At 74.1% G+C, this 15,598-nt stretch carries 14 protein-coding genes; 4 read left to right on the top strand and 10 right to left on the bottom strand.

The window, feature by feature from the left end:
* Nucleotides 1-12 precede the first annotated feature (12 nt).
* The 3 genes from AB0P35_RS01640 to AB0P35_RS01630 form a co-directional block, all read right to left on the bottom strand.
* Complete coding sequence (locus tag AB0P35_RS01640; RefSeq protein WP_363504982.1) at nucleotides 13-252, bottom strand: hypothetical protein; 240 nt, start codon at nucleotides 250-252, stop codon at nucleotides 13-15.
* A 119-nt stretch (nucleotides 253-371) separates the two neighbouring features.
* Nucleotides 372-794: a YjbQ family protein gene (locus AB0P35_RS01635; protein ID WP_363504925.1), complete on the bottom strand. Its 423-nt coding sequence runs from the start codon at nucleotides 792-794 to the stop codon at nucleotides 372-374.
* A 158-nt stretch (nucleotides 795-952) separates the two neighbouring features.
* Nucleotides 953-1,228, bottom strand: coding sequence for a hypothetical protein (locus AB0P35_RS01630; RefSeq protein ID WP_095872247.1), 276 nt, complete (start codon nucleotides 1,226-1,228; stop codon nucleotides 953-955).
* A 995-nt stretch (nucleotides 1,229-2,223) separates the two neighbouring features.
* Between AB0P35_RS01630 and AB0P35_RS01625 the strand changes: the two genes are divergently transcribed.
* Both AB0P35_RS01625 and AB0P35_RS01620 read left to right on the top strand, forming a co-directional pair.
* Nucleotides 2,224-4,473, top strand: a complete 2,250-nt coding sequence (locus AB0P35_RS01625; protein WP_363504922.1) for a CDP-glycerol glycerophosphotransferase family protein — start codon at nucleotides 2,224-2,226, stop codon at nucleotides 4,471-4,473.
* Between the two features lie 173 nt (nucleotides 4,474-4,646).
* Nucleotides 4,647-5,318 carry a lysophospholipid acyltransferase family protein gene (locus tag AB0P35_RS01620; protein WP_095872249.1) on the top strand — a complete coding sequence of 224 codons (672 nt, stop codon included), beginning with the start codon at nucleotides 4,647-4,649 and terminating at the stop codon, nucleotides 5,316-5,318.
* Here AB0P35_RS01620 and AB0P35_RS01615 read toward each other — a convergent pair.
* Entirely contained in the window at nucleotides 5,291-6,163 is an 873-nt protein-coding gene (locus AB0P35_RS01615) for an alpha/beta fold hydrolase (RefSeq protein ID WP_363504918.1), read from the bottom strand. The two genes, AB0P35_RS01620 and AB0P35_RS01615, sit on opposite strands and share 28 nt — an antisense overlap.
* Before the next feature lie 504 nt (nucleotides 6,164-6,667).
* Here AB0P35_RS01615 and AB0P35_RS01610 point away from each other — a divergent pair.
* Nucleotides 6,668-7,105 carry a helix-turn-helix domain-containing protein gene (locus tag AB0P35_RS01610; protein ID WP_363504976.1) on the top strand — a complete coding sequence of 146 codons (438 nt, stop codon included), beginning with the start codon at nucleotides 6,668-6,670 and terminating at the stop codon, nucleotides 7,103-7,105.
* 3 nt (nucleotides 7,106-7,108) lie between these two features.
* Here AB0P35_RS01610 and AB0P35_RS01605 read toward each other — a convergent pair whose 3' ends face one another.
* The 6 genes from AB0P35_RS01605 to AB0P35_RS01580 all read right to left on the bottom strand — a co-directional run bounded on the left by AB0P35_RS01605 (nucleotide 7,109) and on the right by AB0P35_RS01580 (nucleotide 14,582).
* Entirely contained in the window at nucleotides 7,109-8,917 is a 1,809-nt protein-coding gene (locus AB0P35_RS01605; protein ID WP_363504915.1) for an ABC transporter ATP-binding protein, read from the bottom strand.
* A 124-nt stretch (nucleotides 8,918-9,041) separates the two neighbouring features.
* On the bottom strand, nucleotides 9,042-9,815 hold the full coding sequence (locus AB0P35_RS01600) for an SDR family oxidoreductase (RefSeq protein ID WP_363504912.1): 774 nt from the start codon (nucleotides 9,813-9,815) through the stop codon (nucleotides 9,042-9,044).
* 94 nt (nucleotides 9,816-9,909) lie between these two features.
* Complete coding sequence (locus AB0P35_RS01595; RefSeq protein WP_363504909.1) at nucleotides 9,910-10,914, bottom strand: zinc metalloprotease; 1,005 nt, start codon at nucleotides 10,912-10,914, stop codon at nucleotides 9,910-9,912.
* A gap of 253 nt (nucleotides 10,915-11,167) precedes the next feature.
* Nucleotides 11,168-12,100, bottom strand: coding sequence for an SDR family oxidoreductase (locus AB0P35_RS01590; RefSeq protein WP_363504906.1), 933 nt, complete (start codon nucleotides 12,098-12,100; stop codon nucleotides 11,168-11,170).
* The gene (locus AB0P35_RS01585; RefSeq protein ID WP_363504903.1) at nucleotides 12,097-13,029 is read right to left on the bottom strand and encodes an alpha/beta fold hydrolase; all 933 of its coding nucleotides are present in this window, start codon (nucleotides 13,027-13,029) and stop codon (nucleotides 12,097-12,099) included. The genes AB0P35_RS01590 and AB0P35_RS01585 overlap by 4 nt, the downstream gene beginning before the upstream one ends.
* Complete coding sequence (locus tag AB0P35_RS01580; RefSeq protein ID WP_363504900.1) at nucleotides 13,026-14,582, bottom strand: NAD(P)/FAD-dependent oxidoreductase; 1,557 nt, start codon at nucleotides 14,580-14,582, stop codon at nucleotides 13,026-13,028. Before AB0P35_RS01580 ends, AB0P35_RS01585 begins: the two co-directional genes overlap by 4 nt.
* A 213-nt stretch (nucleotides 14,583-14,795) precedes the next feature.
* Between AB0P35_RS01580 and AB0P35_RS01575 the strand changes: the two genes are divergently transcribed.
* Nucleotides 14,796-15,548 (top strand): MerR family transcriptional regulator, encoded by a 753-nt coding sequence (locus AB0P35_RS01575; protein ID WP_306454379.1) that lies wholly within the window; start codon nucleotides 14,796-14,798, stop codon nucleotides 15,546-15,548.
* Nucleotides 15,549-15,598 lie beyond the last annotated feature (50 nt).

Genomic DNA, 15,598 nt, shown 5'->3' with positions numbered 1-15,598 from the left:
GGTGACGGCCGGTCAGCCGGCGCAGGCGATCCGCTGGGCCTGCTGCCAGGTGCAGACGGCGCACAGGGTCGAGCCCGCGCGGTCCGCCGGGTACTCGGTCGGCTCGCCGCACAGCACGCAGTCCGCGCGCGGGCCGTCGCCGGCCGCCGGGGTCAGCCCCTGCACGGCCTCACCGGCCGCGGGGGCCAGCTCGCAGACCGCGTCGGGGCCGGTGGTGGTCGCGGGGCCGGGGGTGGTCGCGGGCTCGGTCATGGTCGCCTTCCGTCGTGGTCGTCCGGTGCCCGGGCCGTCCCGGGGCGGGGATGCGGGCGTCGGCACCGTCGGCAACGCCGTGGGTGGGCCCGGTATGCCCGGGCCGGGGCGGCCTCGGGTCAGCCGAGGAAGCTGAGCCGGACCGTCCGCCGCGGGTTGTCGACGTTGGTGTCGACCAGGACGACGGACTGCCAGATGCCGAGGGCGAGTTTGCCGCCGATCACCGGGAGGGTGGCGTGCGGGGCGACCAGCCCGGGCAGCACGTGGTCCCGGCCGTGGCCGGGGGTGCCGTGCCGGTGCCGCCAGCGGCCGTCGGCGGGGAGCAGGTCGCGCAGGACGGCGAGCAGGTCGTCGTCGCTGCCGGCGCCGGTCTCGATCACCGCGATGCCCGCGGTGGCGTGCGGGACGAAGACGTTGAGCAGTCCGTCACGCCCGGCGGCGGCGGTGGTGAGGAAGGCCGCGCAGCGCTCGGTGATGTCGAGGGCGACCTCGCCCGCGCCGGTGGTGATCTCGAAGGTCAGCGTGTGGAAGGTGTCCGCCATGGTGCCATCCTGACGCATCGCCGCCGCGGACCGGCGGACGTCCGCGGAGTGGGACGGCGGACATGACGAAGACCCGGCGGACTGTGACCGTCCGTCGGGTCGTCGGCCGGGTGTGCCCGGCCGGTGATCGGCGCCGGCCGCGGGCGGCCGCTGCCGGGCTAGTGCCGGCTGCCGAACAGGCTGCGGCGCAGGCGGCGCAGCGGAGCGAGCAGCGACACACGGGCGGTGCGCCGGGGCGCCGTCCGGTTGCCGGCCGTGCCGGTGCCGCGCGGCGTCAGCTCCCTTATCAGGCCGAGGGCCTCCGCCGTGTCGACCGCCGAGAGCGCGGGCGCGCCGAGTACGGCCAGGTGGCGGTCGATCCGGCGGCCGGTCGTGCCGACACCGCACTGGATCGCCGGCACTCGCGGCCGGGCTCGCACTTGCATCTGTTCCATCGTTTCCCACCCCTACGAGGCGCCAGGGCCGTGAGGCGAAGACTATCCGTGAGTGGCTGTCCGCGCGCAAGCGTCCTGGTGTTCTGCCACCGTATCGTGCGAACGGATCTGACACTTCACCAGATGACCGTGGCCTCGGTCACGACTGGGCATCGATCAGGACCGACACAGCACCGCAGGTCGGGCATATCGGGCACGCTTCAAACCTGCCGATCGCAGCACGCCGGCTGCCGGAGCCGCGTACGGCTGCACGGGCCCGGCGCGCGGGGGGCGGGGCGGGCTCCCGGGGTGCTGCCGGCGGGCTGCCCGCGCGGGTGACGCGACGGGCGGGCGGGTCACCGGTGCGGGTGAGAGTGGAGGTGGCCCCCGCGGGGCCGGACCGGCCGGGCGGGCGCCGGGCGGCAGCATCCGGAGGGGTCCGTCGGCGGCCCTGCGGGAACCCGCTCGGGCCGAGTCGGGGCCCAGGCGAGGCCGACACGAGACTGCCTTCACAACTTGAACGCGACCGAGGGATTGACGCGGCGGAAACCTACAAGCAATATCTCTACAGACACGGAATTCCGAGCCACCCCTCGGGACTCCCTGTCGAATGAGTTCGACAGATGAAGAAAACTTCCGACACCTTCTGAGTCACTGTCCGGCCGTCTCGACGCTGCGGCGGCCCGACTCAGGTGCGGTGACGGACCGGCGGTCGGTCGTTGAGGGTCGGCCGGACCGCCAAACCGGACTGCCGGTGCCGCCGCTCGCACGGCGCGGCACCGGCGGTCGCGTTTTCCGGCCGTTTTCCCCTCGTGTTCCACGTCGCGTTCCGCCTCGCCCACCCCCTGCGCAGCTCCGCCACCAGCACCGTCCCGGTCTGGACCGGTCGGCAGCGGGCATACCCCGACACCCCGGCGATCACTTTCTGTCAACCGGCCGTCCACCTGTGCTGGCTACAGTGGGCAGTACCGGGCGAGCAGCCGCCGACCCACTGTCCTGCGCGGAGTGACACGAGAGTGAGCCCCCTCCTCAGCATCGTCCTGCCGGTCCACGGAGTGGAGCGCTTCCTCCCCGACTGCCTGGACTCCCTGCACGCGGACAGCGCCGCGCCCGGCGAGGTCGAGATCATCGCGGTGGACGACCTCTCCCCCGACGGCTGCGGGGCGGTCCTCGACCGGTACGCGGCCCGCGACCCCCGGCTGCGCGTCCACCACCTCACCGAGAACCAGGGCCTCGGCGGCGCCCGCGAGGTCGGTCTGGCCGACGCCCGCGGGCGCTGGGTGTGGTTCGTCGACAGCGACGACCGGCTGCTCGACGGCGCCCTCGACGCCGTCCTCGCCGAGCTGCGGAGCGAGGAGGAGCGCGCCGCGGCCGGGCTGCCCGCCGCCGACGTCCTGCTCACCGACTTCGAGCACGTCTACGGCGACGGCGGCACCGAGCCCAACCCGTGGCGCCGGTACCTGACCGGACCGGAGCTGGCCGCCGGATGCACCGCCGCCGACCACCCCGACCTGCTGCGCGCCGTGATGGCCGTGTGGAACAAGGTGCTCCGCCGCGACTACCTGCTGGGTCTGGACGTCTCCTTCGGCCGCGGCTACTACGAGGACATCTCCGTCACCTACCCCGCGCTGCTCGCCGCCGGGCGGCTGCGCTTCCTCGACCGCCCCTGCTACTCCTACCGGCGCGGCCGCCCCGGGGCGATCACCAGCACCCCCTCCCCCAAGCACGCCGACGCCTTCGCCCAGTACGAGGCGATCTTCGCCTTCCTGGACCGTCGGCCGAGCCCGCTGCGCCCGGTCGTCTTCGAGCGGACCGTCCGGCAGGCGCTCACCGTCTACGACACCCCCGGACTGGTGCCGGCGGCGCTCCGCCCGGACTTCTTCCGCCGGATCGCCGCCCACATCGCCCGGCACCGCCCGCCGGGCCACCGCTTCCCGCGCGGTCCGCGCGGCCTGCCGTACCGGCTGGCGGCGCGCGGCGCCCGGCGCCGATACGACGAACTGCGCCGTGCCCGTGCGCTGCCGCGCGCCGCACTCCGCGGCACCCGCGCCGCCGTACCCCTGGTGCGCCGGGCGGTGCGCGGCGGCGCCCGGTTCACCGTGTACAACGCCTTCCGGCGGCTGCCGCTGGACGAGCACCTCGCCGTGTACGCCGCCTACTGGCACCGCGGCTACGCCTGCAACCCCGCCGCCATCTACGAGCGGGCCCGCGAGCTCGCACCGCAGATCCGCGGCGTGTGGGTGGTGGAGACCCGTGCCCAGGCCGCCGCGCTGCCGCCGAGGGTCCCGTACGTCCTGGTGAACACGCCCGCCTACCTGCGGGCGATGGCCACCGCCACGTACTTCGTCAACAACGTCAACTTCCCGCACACCATGGCCAAGCGGCCGGGCACCGTGCACCTGCAGACCCAGCACGGCACCCCGCTCAAGAGCATGGGCATGGACCTGAAGGCGTACCCGGTCGCCGCGGACGGCATGGACTTCGGCCGGCTCCAGGAGGCCGTCGACCGCTGGGACTACCTGGTCTCGCCCAACCCGCACACCAGCGAGCACTTCGCCCGGGCCTTCCCCGGCCGCTACCGGATGCTGGAGACCGGCTACCCGCGCAACGACCGGCTTGCGCTGGCCGGCCCCGAGGAGTGCGCCGCCGTCCGCGAGTCGCTCGGCATCCCCGCCGGGCAGCACACCGTGCTGTACGCGCCGACCCACCGCGAGGCCCGCGGCGGCTACCTGCCGCTGCTCGACCTGCCCGAGCTGGCCCGCCGGCTCGGCCCCGGCCACACCGTGCTGGTGCGCGCCCACTACTTCCACACCGGTGGCCCGGGCGACCTGGCCGCCGGCCCGGACGCCGCGCGGATCGTCGACGTCTCCGACCACCCGGTGGTCGAGGACCTGTACCTCGCCTCGGACGCGCTGGTCACCGACTACTCCTCGATGATGTTCGACTACGCGGTGCTGGACCGGCCGATCACCGTCTTCGCCCCGGACTGGGACGAGTACCGGGCCGTCCGCGGCGTCTACTTCGACCTGCTCGCCGAGCCGCCCGGCGCCGTCGCGGCCACCACCGCCGGGGTGGCCGACGCCCTGCTGACCGGCGACCCGGAGCCGGAGCTGCGGGCCCGCTTCCGCGAGCGGTTCTGCCCCTGGGACGACGGGCACGCCGCGGAGCGCGTCGTCCGCGAGGTCTTCCCCGCGACGGCACCGGCCGCCGCCCGCGCGGACCACCGGGACGGTCACCGCCCGGCGCCACCCCTGCGCACCGGGTGACGGTCCGTCAGCCTACCCTGTCCGGCTGCGCGACCGCGCCGGTGCGCAGCGTGACGAGAATCGCAGCCTGACCGCGCCGGGAGGGAGTGGACGCACGCCGGGGTGCATGTCGTAATGTGCGGACTGATCCCGGGCCGACCGGTCGGGACACGTCGGCCGGCCAGGGAGGGCCCATGCTCAACCTCATCACGAAGCTCGTGCTCAAGCCGCTGGCGAAGACCGTCTACCGGCCGGTCGTCGAGGGCCTGGAGCACATGCCTCGCAAGGGTGGGGTGATCCTGGCCAGCAACCACCTGTCCTTCATCGACAGCGTGGTGATCCCGCTGACGGCCCCGCGCCAGGTGTACTTCCTGGCCAAGGCCGAGTACTTCACCGGCACCGGGCTCAAGGGCGCGATCTCCCGCGCGTTCTTCACCTCGGTGATCAACGCCGTGCCGGTCGAGCGCGGCGAGATCCGCGCCGCCGCCGCCTCCCTGGAGCAGGCGCTGGAGATCCTCAACGACGGCAAGGCCTTCGGCATCTACCCGGAGGGCACCCGCTCGCTGGACGGCCGCCTCTACAAGGGCAAGACGGGCGTGGCCTGGCTGGCGCTGACCGCCGGCGTGCCGGTCGTCCCGGTCGCCCTGGAGGGCCCGCAGGAGATCCTCCCGGTCGGCCGGCGCATCCCGCGGATCCGCAGGGTGACGGTGCGCTTCGGCAAGCCGCTGCACTTCCCCGAGCTGCACGGCCAGGCCCGCTCGGCCCGGGCCCGCCGCCAGGTCACCGACGAGGTGATGGCGGCCATCCACGCCCTCTCCGGCCAGGAGCTGGCGGAGGCCTACAACGAGGCCCCGAAGGCCGCCTGACCCCGGCCCAGGAAGGCCGTCAGCCGCGCGTTCAGGTCGGCTGCGCCCACCGCGGGCAGACCGTGGTGGGTGGCGCCCTCCAGCACGGCCACCTCGGCCTGCGGCAGTGCCCGGCGGGCGGCCTCGGCCACCTTCCGCGGGTCGTGCGCACCGCTGCGGCCGGCCGTCAGCACCAGCACCGGGCAGCGCACCGCCGCCGCGTCCGGCCGGCGCAGCCGCACCGGACGGGCCCGGCCGGGCAGGCAGGCGCCGAGCACGAACACCTCCGCGCAGCCCGGGTCCGCGGTGCCCCCGGTCTCCCGGGCGAGGAAGGCCAGGGCACGACCCAGGGTGGGCCGCAGCAGCATCGGCAGCGCGTGCAGCAGGTAGCCGGCCCGGAAGCCGGCGAAGCATTGGGTGGGGTCGAGCAGCGCGAGCCGACCGACCCGCCGCGGTCTGCGGACCGCGTACGCGAGGGCCAGCAGGCCGCCGTAGGAGTGGCCGCACAGGTCGGCCCGTTCGGCGCCGAGGCCGTCCAGCAGCGCGTCCAGCCAGGCCGTCAGGTCGTCCGCGGTGCGCAGCGGGCGGGCGGCGGCGCTGCGCCCGAGGTCGCCGGGCAGGTCGACCGCGAGCACCCGGTGCTGCCCGCCCAGCGCGGCGGCGGTGCCGTACCAGACGGCGCCGGTGGCCCCGCCGCCCGGCAGCAGCAGGAGCGGTGACGCGTCGGCCGGGCCGCAGGCGTGCACCCGGGTGGTGCCGTACGGCGTGGGGACGTCGAGTTCGGCGGTGCCGGCCGGCCAGCGGGCCAGCAGGGCCTCGTAGGCGGCGTCGAACTCCCGGAGCGGGCGGGACACGGTTGCGGACACGACTGACCCCCGACATCTCGTTGACCAATTCTCTCGCTGAACGAGAGAATAACCCCGGAGGCGCGTGGGCGACACCCGCCCCGAGCCGAAGGGCCCGCCGGCGCCGAAAGGGAGGCGCGAGGGAGCGACGGAGGAACGAGGGAGCGTGGGGGCACCTCCCAGCCGCCGGGCTGGGGGAGACCGTCGGTGCCGGGTCAGGAGGGCCCGGAGGCGAGTGGGCGAGACCCGCCCCAAGCCGAAGAGGGAGGCGCGAGGGAGCGACGGAGGAGCGAGGGAGCAACGACTGTCGGTGCCGGGTCAGGAGGGCCCGGAGGCGAGTGGGCGAGACCCGCCCCGAGCCGAAGGGCCCGCCGGTGCCGAAAGGGAGGCGCGAGGGAGCGACGGAGGAGCGAGGGAGCAACGACTGTCGGTGCCGGGTCAGGAGGGCCCGGAGGCGAGTGGGCGAGAGAGAGGACGGTGGGTGCGGTGACGGAGGAGCGGCCGGAGGGGCCGGAGGGGCCGGCGATGGAGCTGGTGCACCTGCTGCGGGCGGTGACGGTCGAGTTCGACCTGATCGGCGCGGAGTTCGCGGCCCGGCAGGGGCTGCACCCGACGGACCTGCGGGCGCTGATCCACCTGCTGGACGCGGCCCGCGCCGGGGAGAGCGTCACCCCCGGCCGGCTGGGCGCCGCACTGCGGCTCAACTCCGCCGGCACCACCGGTCTGCTCGACCGGCTGGAACGGCTCGGCCTGGTGAGCCGCAGCCGGGACGAGCGGGACCGCCGCAGGGTGCTGCTGACCGTGGACGAGAAGGCGGTCGCGCTCGGCTGGTCGTTCTTCGGCCCGCTGATCGGCGCCCTGGTGGGCGCGGCGGACGCCTTCGACGAGGCGGAGCTGGCCACCGTCCGCCGCTATCTGACCGCCGCGCTGGCGGCCGCCGCAGCCGCCCGGGAGAGCGGCTGACGGTCAGACGGGTGCGTCGCCCTCCTCGCGGCGGAGCAGCGCGGCGTACCGGCCGCCGCGGTCGAGCAGCTCCTCGTGGCTGCCGAGCTCCACGACCTCGCCGGTGTCGAGCACGGCGATCTGGTCGGCGTGCCGGACGGTGGAGAGCCGGTGGGCGATCGTGATGGTGGTGCGGCCGACCGCGAGCGCGTCGATGGCCTGCTGCACCGCGGCCTCCGTCCGGTTGTCGAGCGCACTGGTGGCCTCGTCCAGGATGAGCACCGGCGGGTTGCGCAGGATGGTGCGGGCGATCGCCAGGCGCTGCTTCTCGCCGCCGGAGAATCGGTAGCCGCGTTCGCCGACCAGGGTGTCGTAGCCGTCCGGCAGGGCAGCGATCATCGGGTGGATCTGGGCGGCCTCCGCGGCGGCGACGAGTTCCTCGTCGGTCGCGTCGGGCTTGGCGAAGCGCAGGTTGTCCGCGACCGAGGCGTGGAAGAGGTAGGTCTCCTGGGAGACCACGCCGACCGCGCGGGCGAGGGTGTCGAAGGAGAGCTCGCGCACGTCGGTGCCGTCGATGCAGACCCGGCCGCCGGTGACGTCGTACAGCCGCGGCACCAGGTAGCTGAGGGTGGTCTTGCCGGAGCCGGTCTCGCCGACGACGGCGAGCGAGCTGCCGGCCGGGACCTTGAGGTCGACGCCGGTGAGGGTGGGGCGGTCCTGCTCGCCCTGGTAGCGGAATTCGACGCCCTCGAAGGTGACGTCGCCGCGGACGCGGTCCAGGTGCACCGGCCGGGCGGGCTCGGCGATCTCCACCGGCAGGTCGAGGTACTCGAAGATCCGCTGGAAGAGCGCCAGCGAGACCTGCACCTGCACGCCGGTGGAGAGCAGGCTGACGGTCGGCCGGAAGAGGCCCTGCTGGAGCGAGACGAAGGCGACCAGGGTGCCGACCGAGACGATCGGCGCGCCGCCGGCGGCGGTGAGCCCGGCGGCCCAGTAGATCAGCGCGGGCATCGCGGCCATCACGATCTGGATGGTGGACATCCGCCAGCGCCCGGCCATGTTGACCCGGACCTCCAGGTCGGCGAGCTCGTCGGACTGCCGGGTGAAGTCCGCGGAGAGCGAGTCGGCGCGGCCCATCGTGCGACCCAGCAGGATGCCGCTGACCGAGAGCGACTCCTGGACGGCGGAGCTCATCGTGGCGAGCTTGCGCTGCCGCTCGGTGGTGATCTTCTTGCGCTCGTTGCCGACCCGGCGGCTGATCCAGACGAAGACCGGGAGCAGCAGCAACGAGATGACGGTGAGCCGCCAGTCCAGGGCGACCATCGCGACCACCGTGGCGACCACGCCGGTGAGGTTGGAGACCAGGGAGGTGGCGGTCATGGTCACGGTGGACTGCATGCCGCCGATGTCGTTGGCGATCCGGGACTGCACCTCGCCGGTGCGGGTCCGGGTGAAGAAGGCGAGCGACATCCGCTGCAGGTGGGCGTAGACGGCGGTGCGCAGGTCGTGCATGACGCGCTGGCCGACCTGGGTGGATATCAGGGTCTGCAGCACGTTGAAGATGCTGTTGACCACGGCGGTGGCGATCATGCCGAGGCACAGCAGGGTGAGCAGGCCGGTGCGGCCCTGCGGGATGGCGGTGTCCAGGACGGCGCGCAGCAGGAACGGGGTGACCACGGAGACCACGGCGGAGGCCGCGACCAGCAGGCCGACCACGGCGAGCCGGCCGCGGTACGGGCGGAACAGCGCCAGGATGCGGCGGAGCTGGGCGGGCGGGGCCGGCTCGGCCCGGTCCCGTTCGGGCGGGGTCCAGTCGATCCGGTCGAGTTTCAAGGGCGACCTCCGGGGACGGGGCGGGCGGGACCGCAGGGCGGGACCAGGACTCATGGTTAGCCTAACTAATAATGAGTCTCGCCCTATTCCTGGCGGTCCTACCGCGCCACCCCCAGTCTGGCGCTCAGTTCGGGCCGTAGCTGCGGCCGGCCTTCGAGGAGACCGCCCCCATCCGACCGCTCGGCAGCAGCCGGGCGAGGGCCACCGCCGCCTTGTAGCGCTTGCCGGGCACCGAGAGGGTCCTGCCGCGCACCAGGTCGCGCAGCGACTCGTCGACCACCCGGTCGGCGGTCAGCCACCCCCAGGACGGGATGTTGCCGGTGCCCATGTCGGCCCGCTGGTGGAACTCCGTCCGGGTGAAACCCGGGCACAGCGCCTGCAGCCGGACGCCGCTGCCGGCGAGATCGCGGGCGACGCCCTGGGTGAAGCTGACCACCCAGGCCTTGCTGGCGCCGTAGGTGCCGCGCGGCACGAAGGCGGCGACCGAGGCCACGTTGATCACCGCGCCGCGGCCGCGCTCGCGCATCCCGGGCAGCGCCGCGGTGGTGGTCCGCAGGATCGCCTCGACGTGCACCTTGACCATGTCCAGCTCGGCCTGCAGCGGGACGTCGAGGAAGGCGCCCTTGTTCCCGAAGCCGGCGTTGTTGACCAGGATGTCGACCGGGTGCTCGGTCGCCCGCAGCCGCTCCTCGACCGCGGTGATCCCGGCGTCGGTCGAGAGGTCCGCGGTCAGCGTCTCGACCCGGACGCCGTAGCGCTTGCCGAGCTCGGCGGCGGCATCCTCCAGCCGCGCGGTGTCGCGGGCGACGAGCACCAGGTCGCGTCCGTCCCTGGCGAGGCGCCGGGCGAAGGCGGCGCCGATCCCGGCGGTCGCGCCGGTGATGAGAGCAGTCGTCATGGGCCGACCGTACTGGGTCGAACCGCCGGGGCGCACCGGCGCCGCCCGCCCCGGGACTGCCCCGGGACGGGCGGCGGCTGCGGGTCTCGCCGGGTCAGGCCCGGTAGGCGGCCCAGGAGTTGGTCATCCGGGTGACCTGCCCGGCGGTGAACTGGTACATGCAGGAGTCGTAGGTGTAGTCCATGAAGTTGTGGATCGGGTCGACGCCGGCCTTGCTGGTGCAGGTGTCGCGGCCGGTCGGGCAGGCGTACGCGGCGCTCTTCTCGGCCGGGGTGTCGGCGACGTAGTCGCCGTTGCCGTTACAGCCGCCCTGGAAGGTGTGGTAGAGCCCGAGCCAGTGGCCGACCTCGTGGGTGGCGGTGTCGCCCTCGTTGTAGTTGGTGGCCGAGCCGCCGGGGACGGAGGCGTCCAGCATCACCACACCGTCGTCGGTCGGGTTGGAGGCGTAGGAGCTCGGGAAGGTCGCCCAGCCGAGCAGGCTCTGGCCGAGTTTCGCGGTGTAGAGGTTGAGCGCGTTGGCGCCGCCCTTGCGCAGGGTGCTCTTCATCTGCTTCTCGGCCGAGGAGCCCGGCGTGATGCCGTTGTACCAGGAGGCGTTGTCCGTGTAGTCGGTGCCCGCCAGCGTGAAGGTGAAGGGCGTCGCGGTGTTGCCGGTGCCCTGGCCGCCGTACGCGGCGTTCAGCACCGAGAGCTGGCTCGCGATGGTCGCGGCCGACAGCTTGCCCGTCGACCCGGAGTGGACGACGTGCACGTAGACCGGGATGCTGGTCGCCGCGAGGGCCGAGTCGGCGAGCAGCTGGGAGCCCTGGGCGGTCTCGGCCAGCGTGGCGACCCGGGCCTTGAGCTCGGCGTCCATCGCCTGGGCCTGCCTGTCGGTGACGGCGTTCGGCTCGTGCGCGGAGGAGCCCGCGGCACTGCGGGCGGCCGCGTTCTCCTCTCCGGCGCAGGCCGAGGCGTTCGGCGCGGACAGCACGGCGGACGATGCCGGCAGGGCGAGCTGACCCACCGACAGGACGCCGGCGAGGGCGGTCGCGGCGAGCAGCCGGTTGCCGCGGAGGGCCGCGAGGGCAGGACGGATGACACGGGCAGAACGGCGCATCTGCTCTCCCGAGGAGGGTGTGGGGGAATGGCGGCCGTGGGGGCCGCCGAGCAGAGGCTACGCATTCCCGCCGTGGACGCGTCAGATGCGTTCCGGCCGCGAATTAGTGCGGACAAATCACTCAAATGCCGGAGGTTTACCGGCCTTTGGCCTGTCCATGGGCAGCTTTTACGCCACCGTAACCGCACTCGTCTGGCCGAAAGCCGTCAGGGCCGGGGTGCCGGATTGCGCCACCCCGGCCCGAGACTGACGGTCAGTCCGCCGCCCCGTCCACTCGACGCGCCGTCGGTTCACCCGAACGAGCGGACGTGGACCGGGCCGCCGTGTCGGCCTCGCCGCCCGCGCCCACCGGGCGCAGCCGCTGGTCCGCGGTGGCCCTCAGCTCCGGCTCCAGTCGGGCCATGTCGCGGCGGCCGCCGAGCACCACCACCGAGGGCAGCAGCCAGCGGACCGGCTGCATGCCGCGCAGCCAGGCCTGCGCGTAGACGTGCACCGAGCGCCGGGCGATGCCTGCGACCAGCCGGTCCACCGCCGGGCCGAGCGGGTAGGTCTTGTTGGCGGGCCAGGGCAGCCTGGCCCGCATCTGCTTCAGCACGGTGTCCTGGTCGGCGCCGCGCACCATGTCGGTGTCGGTCCAGCTGAGGTAGCCGACGCCCACCCTGACACCCTGGTGGGCGACCTCGGCGCGCAGCGCGTGGGCGAAGGCTTCGACGCCGGCCTTGCTGGCGCAGTACGCGGACATCAGCGGCGCCGGGGTGAGCGCGGCCAGCGAGGCGATCTGCAGCAGGTAGCCGCGGCTCTCGGCCAGCGCGGGCAGGAAGGCCCGGGCGGTGGCGACGCTCCCGAGCAGGTTCACCTCGATCACCCGGGCGAAGGCGCGGTGGTCGCTGTCCAGCAGCGGCCCGCCGATGGCGATGCCGGCGTTGGCGACCACGGTGTCGATCCGGCCGTAGCGGTCCTGGATCTGCCGGGCGACGGCGGTCAGCGCGTCCAGGTCGGTGACGTCGGCCTCCCAGGCGGAGGCGTGCGGGCCGCACTCGGCGGCGACCGCCTTCAGCTCGGCGGGCTCCAGGCCGAGCAGGGCCACCTTGGCGCCCTGTGCGGAGAGCCGGCGGGCCATCAGGGCGCCGATGCCGCGGGCGGCGCCGGTCACCACCACGACCTGGGAGGACAGGGGCGGGTTCATGCGGTGGCGCTCCTCTGGTTGTCGGCACGGGTGTCGGCGGTGAGGGTGACGATCCGGCGGATCTCGGCGGCGACCTCGTCCGGCCGCTCCATCGGGGACATGTGCCCGGCGCCGGGCAGCTCCAGCAGGCCTCGCGGGTCGGGCAGCGCGGCGGCCATCCGGCGGGCGTGCACCGGCGGGGTGAGCCGGTCCCGGCTGCCGACCACGACGGCGGTCGGTGCGGCCAGCTTCGCCAGACCGGCCGTCACGTCCAGCTCGCCGAGCACCTTGGCCCAGCCGTGCCGGACGGCCGTCGGGCAGGCGTGCACGATCCGGGCGCAGGCGTCCACCCGGGCCGCGGGCGTGCCGGGGCCCATGGTCGCGTACTTGAGCAGGGCGCGGCTGACGCCGTTGACCGGGCCGAGCGGCAGCTTCGACTCCAGCACCGCCCGGTGCAGGGCCCGGCGCAGCCCGGCACCGCGGACGGCGGCGGGCACCACCAGCAGCTCGGCGACCAGGTCGGCCGGGCCGGTGCTGATGAGCACCGCGCCGGCGGTGCGCGCGGCGACCTCGCCGCGGTCGGCGGCAGCCATGATCGTCATGCCGCCCATGCTGTGGCCGGCCAGCACCGCGCGCCCGCCGGCCGGCAGCACGTCGGCCAGCACGGCCTCCAGGTCGTCGGCGAGCCGGGCGGTGCCGTACCCGGCCGGGCCGGCGGGGACGTCGCTGCGGCCGTGGCCGCGCTGGTCGTAGGCGATCACCCGGTGGTCGACGGCGAGCCGGTTGACCACCGGTGCCCAGAACGGGGTGGAGCAGGTCCAGCCGTGGGCGAGCACCACCGCCGGGGCGTCCCCGGGGCCGTACAGCTCGACGTTGAGCCCGGTGCCGTCGGCGGAGCGGACCCGCCTGATCGCGGCCGGGTCGGGCAGCACGCAGTCCTGGTCGATCACGCCGGCACCTCCTCGGCGGGCGCGGCCGGGGCGGGGACGGCGGCGGTGCGCTTGATCAGCTCGTACTCGGCGAGGTCGACCCGGCGGGTGGCGCGGCGGAAGGCGGTGGTCGAGGCCGGCCACAGCACGGTGTTCTTCCCGCTGTCGTCGAGGTACCAGCTGACACAGCCCCCGGTCGTCCAGACGGTGCGGTCCATCCGGTGCTGCAGTTCGAGGTTCCAGTGCTTCTGGGCGCGGGCGGTGGGCTGCATCGCGGTGGCGCCGACCGAGTCCAGGGTGGTGAGCGCGTCGACCAGGTAGTTCAGCTGGGACTCGATCATGAGGATCATCGAGTTGTTGCCGAGGCCGGTGTTGGGGCCGATCACGAAGAACAGGTTGGGGAAGCCGCGGACGGTGGAGCCGCGCAGCGCCTCCATGCCGTCCTTCCACTCCTCGGCGAGGCTGCGCCCGTCGACGCCGAAGACCCGCTGGGCGATCGGCATGTCCGTGACGTGGAAGCCGGTGCCGAAGACGATCGCGTCCACCTCGTGCTCGCTGCCGTCGCCGGCCACCAGGGTGGAGCCGCGGACCTCGGCGAGCCGCGCGGAGACGAGGTCGGTGTTGGCCGCGGCCAGCGCCGGGTAGTAGGTGTTGCTCAGCAGGATGCGCTTGCAGCCGATCCGGTAGTCCGGGGTGAGCCTGGCCCGCAGCGCCGGGTCCTGGACACCGCGGGCGATGTGCCTCTCGGCGATCTTCTGGACGAGCCTCAGCAGACCGGGGCGGCGCACGAAGGCGTCCACCTGCAGCTCGCGCAGCGCGAACAGCGTGCCGCGGCGCAGCGCGCCGGTCGGCGGCAGGGCGCCGTGCAGCCACTTCTCCAGGCCGCTGATCTCCCGGTCGCGGCGCGGCAGCACCCAGGCGGGGGTGCGCTGGAAGACGGTGAGCCGGCCGACCTTCGGCTGGATCGCCGGGATGATCTGCGCGGCGGAGGCGCCGGTGCCGACCACGGCGACCCGCTTGCCGGCCACGTCGTAGTCGTGGTCCCAGCGGGAGGAGTGGAACACCTTGCCGGGGAAGTCGGCGAGGCCCGGGATGTCCGGGATCTGCGGGTCGGCGAGCGGGCCTGCGGCGGAGACCACGGCGTCAGCCGTCCAGGTCCCGGCGGTGGTGGTGAGCCGCCAGCGGGCCGGGCCCTCCTCCCAGCGCGCCTCGGTGACCTCGGCGTTGAACCGCAGGTGCGGGCGGAGCCCGAAGGTGTCGGTGACCTTCTCCAGGTAGGCGCGGATGTCGGGCTGCCCGGAGAAGCTGCGCGGCCACTCCGGGTTCGGCGCGAAGGAGAAGGAGTACAGGTGCGAGGGGACGTCGCAGGCGCAGCCCGGGTAGCTGTTGTCGCGCCAGGTGCCGCCGACGGCCGCGGCCCGTTCGAGGATGACGAAGTCGGTGATGCCCGCGCGGCGGAGCCGGACGCCGGCGCCGAGGCCGCCGAAGCCGGAGCCGATCACGGCGACCCGCACGTGCGGGTGGGGGGTCGTGTCCGGGGCTGGTGCGGAGGGCTGCTTGCTGCGCGATGCCATGCGGCGGCTCCAGGGCAGGTGGCGAGGGTGGGGGGTCGGGGGTCACACGGGTGGGGCTGGGTCGAGCTGGGGGCGCTGGGTTGGGCTGCGGAGAATATCGACGGAAACCATGCCAGTAATCACTGGCACGATTGGCAGAGTAGCCGCTGCCGCGCCGGTGGGGAAGAAGGCGGGCACGACGTCTCCCGGCGCACCCGCCCTATGCTGAGCGGCGTGGCGGAGATCACCAGCAGCAGCGGGCAGCCCCGCGAGTACCGCGTCGAGGAGCTCGCCGCGGCCGCCGGCATCACCACCCGGACCCTGCGCTTCTACCGGGAGCGCAAGCTCCTCCAGCCGCCGCGCAAGGAGGGCCGGATCGCCTGGTACGGCGAACAGCACCTGGCCCGGCTGCGGATGATCGGCGAACTGCTCGAACGCGGCCACACGCTCGGCGGCATCACCGAACTCATCGGCGCCGGCGAGAGCGGCCGCCACGTCGCCGACCTGATCGGCCTGCGCGACGAGATCGCCGCCCCCTGGTCCGACGAGACGCCCGTCCGGCTCGACTGGGACGAACTCCTCGAAGCCTTCGGCGACCAGCTCACCCCCGAGAACACCGCCGAGTCCATCGCCCAGGGCTACATCACCGTCGAGGACGACGGCATCACCCACGTCAGCCGCCGCCTGATGGACGCCACCATCGCCCTGGTCGGCGAGGGCGCCCCGCTGGCCGCCGTGCTCGCCGTCAGCCGCAAGACCCAGGAGCACCTGGACGCCGTCGCCGAGGCGTTCACCGAACTCGCCCGCGACCACCTGCTCGGCGGCCTCGCCCACGTCGACGACCTCACCCCCGAGGAGGCCGCCGAGCTCACCGAACGGATCCGCCGGGTCCGCCCGCTCGCCCGCGCCACCGCCGACGCCCAGTTCATGCTCGCCATGGACCGCGCGGTGCGCGCCGCCTACGACAAGCTGCTCGCCGACGGCTGAGCCGGCACCCGCGGGGGCCGCGGTTATTCGGTCGGCACCGAACCGTCCGG

The sequence above is a fragment of the Kitasatospora sp. NPDC085879 genome (assembly GCF_040686255.1).
GTDB lineage: Bacteria > Actinomycetota > Actinomycetes > Streptomycetales > Streptomycetaceae > Kitasatospora.
Note: the sequence above shows the minus strand (reverse complement) of the source record. Positions and strands in the feature narration are given on the sequence as shown.

Bases quoted from the DNA above. Each gene is read 5' to 3' on its own strand.
- AB0P35_RS01640 (WP_363504982.1), bottom strand. From the start codon at position 252: ATGACCGAGCCCGCGACCACCCCCGGCCCCGCGACCACCACCGGCCCC.
- AB0P35_RS01580 (WP_363504900.1), bottom strand. From the start codon at position 14,582: ATGGCATCGCGCAGCAAGCAGCCCTCCGCACCAGCCCCGGACACGACC.
- AB0P35_RS01635 (WP_363504925.1), bottom strand. From the start codon at position 794: ATGGCGGACACCTTCCACACGCTGACCTTCGAGATCACCACCGGCGCG.
- AB0P35_RS01610 (WP_363504976.1), top strand. From the start codon at position 6,668: ATGGAGCTGGTGCACCTGCTGCGGGCGGTGACGGTCGAGTTCGACCTG.
- AB0P35_RS01630 (WP_095872247.1), bottom strand. From the start codon at position 1,228: ATGGAACAGATGCAAGTGCGAGCCCGGCCGCGAGTGCCGGCGATCCAG.
- AB0P35_RS01590 (WP_363504906.1), bottom strand. From the start codon at position 12,100: ATGAACCCGCCCCTGTCCTCCCAGGTCGTGGTGGTGACCGGCGCCGCC.
- AB0P35_RS01595 (WP_363504909.1), bottom strand. From the start codon at position 10,914: ATGCGCCGTTCTGCCCGTGTCATCCGTCCTGCCCTCGCGGCCCTCCGC.
- AB0P35_RS01620 (WP_095872249.1), top strand. From the start codon at position 4,647: ATGCTCAACCTCATCACGAAGCTCGTGCTCAAGCCGCTGGCGAAGACC.
- AB0P35_RS01600 (WP_363504912.1), bottom strand. From the start codon at position 9,815: ATGACGACTGCTCTCATCACCGGCGCGACCGCCGGGATCGGCGCCGCC.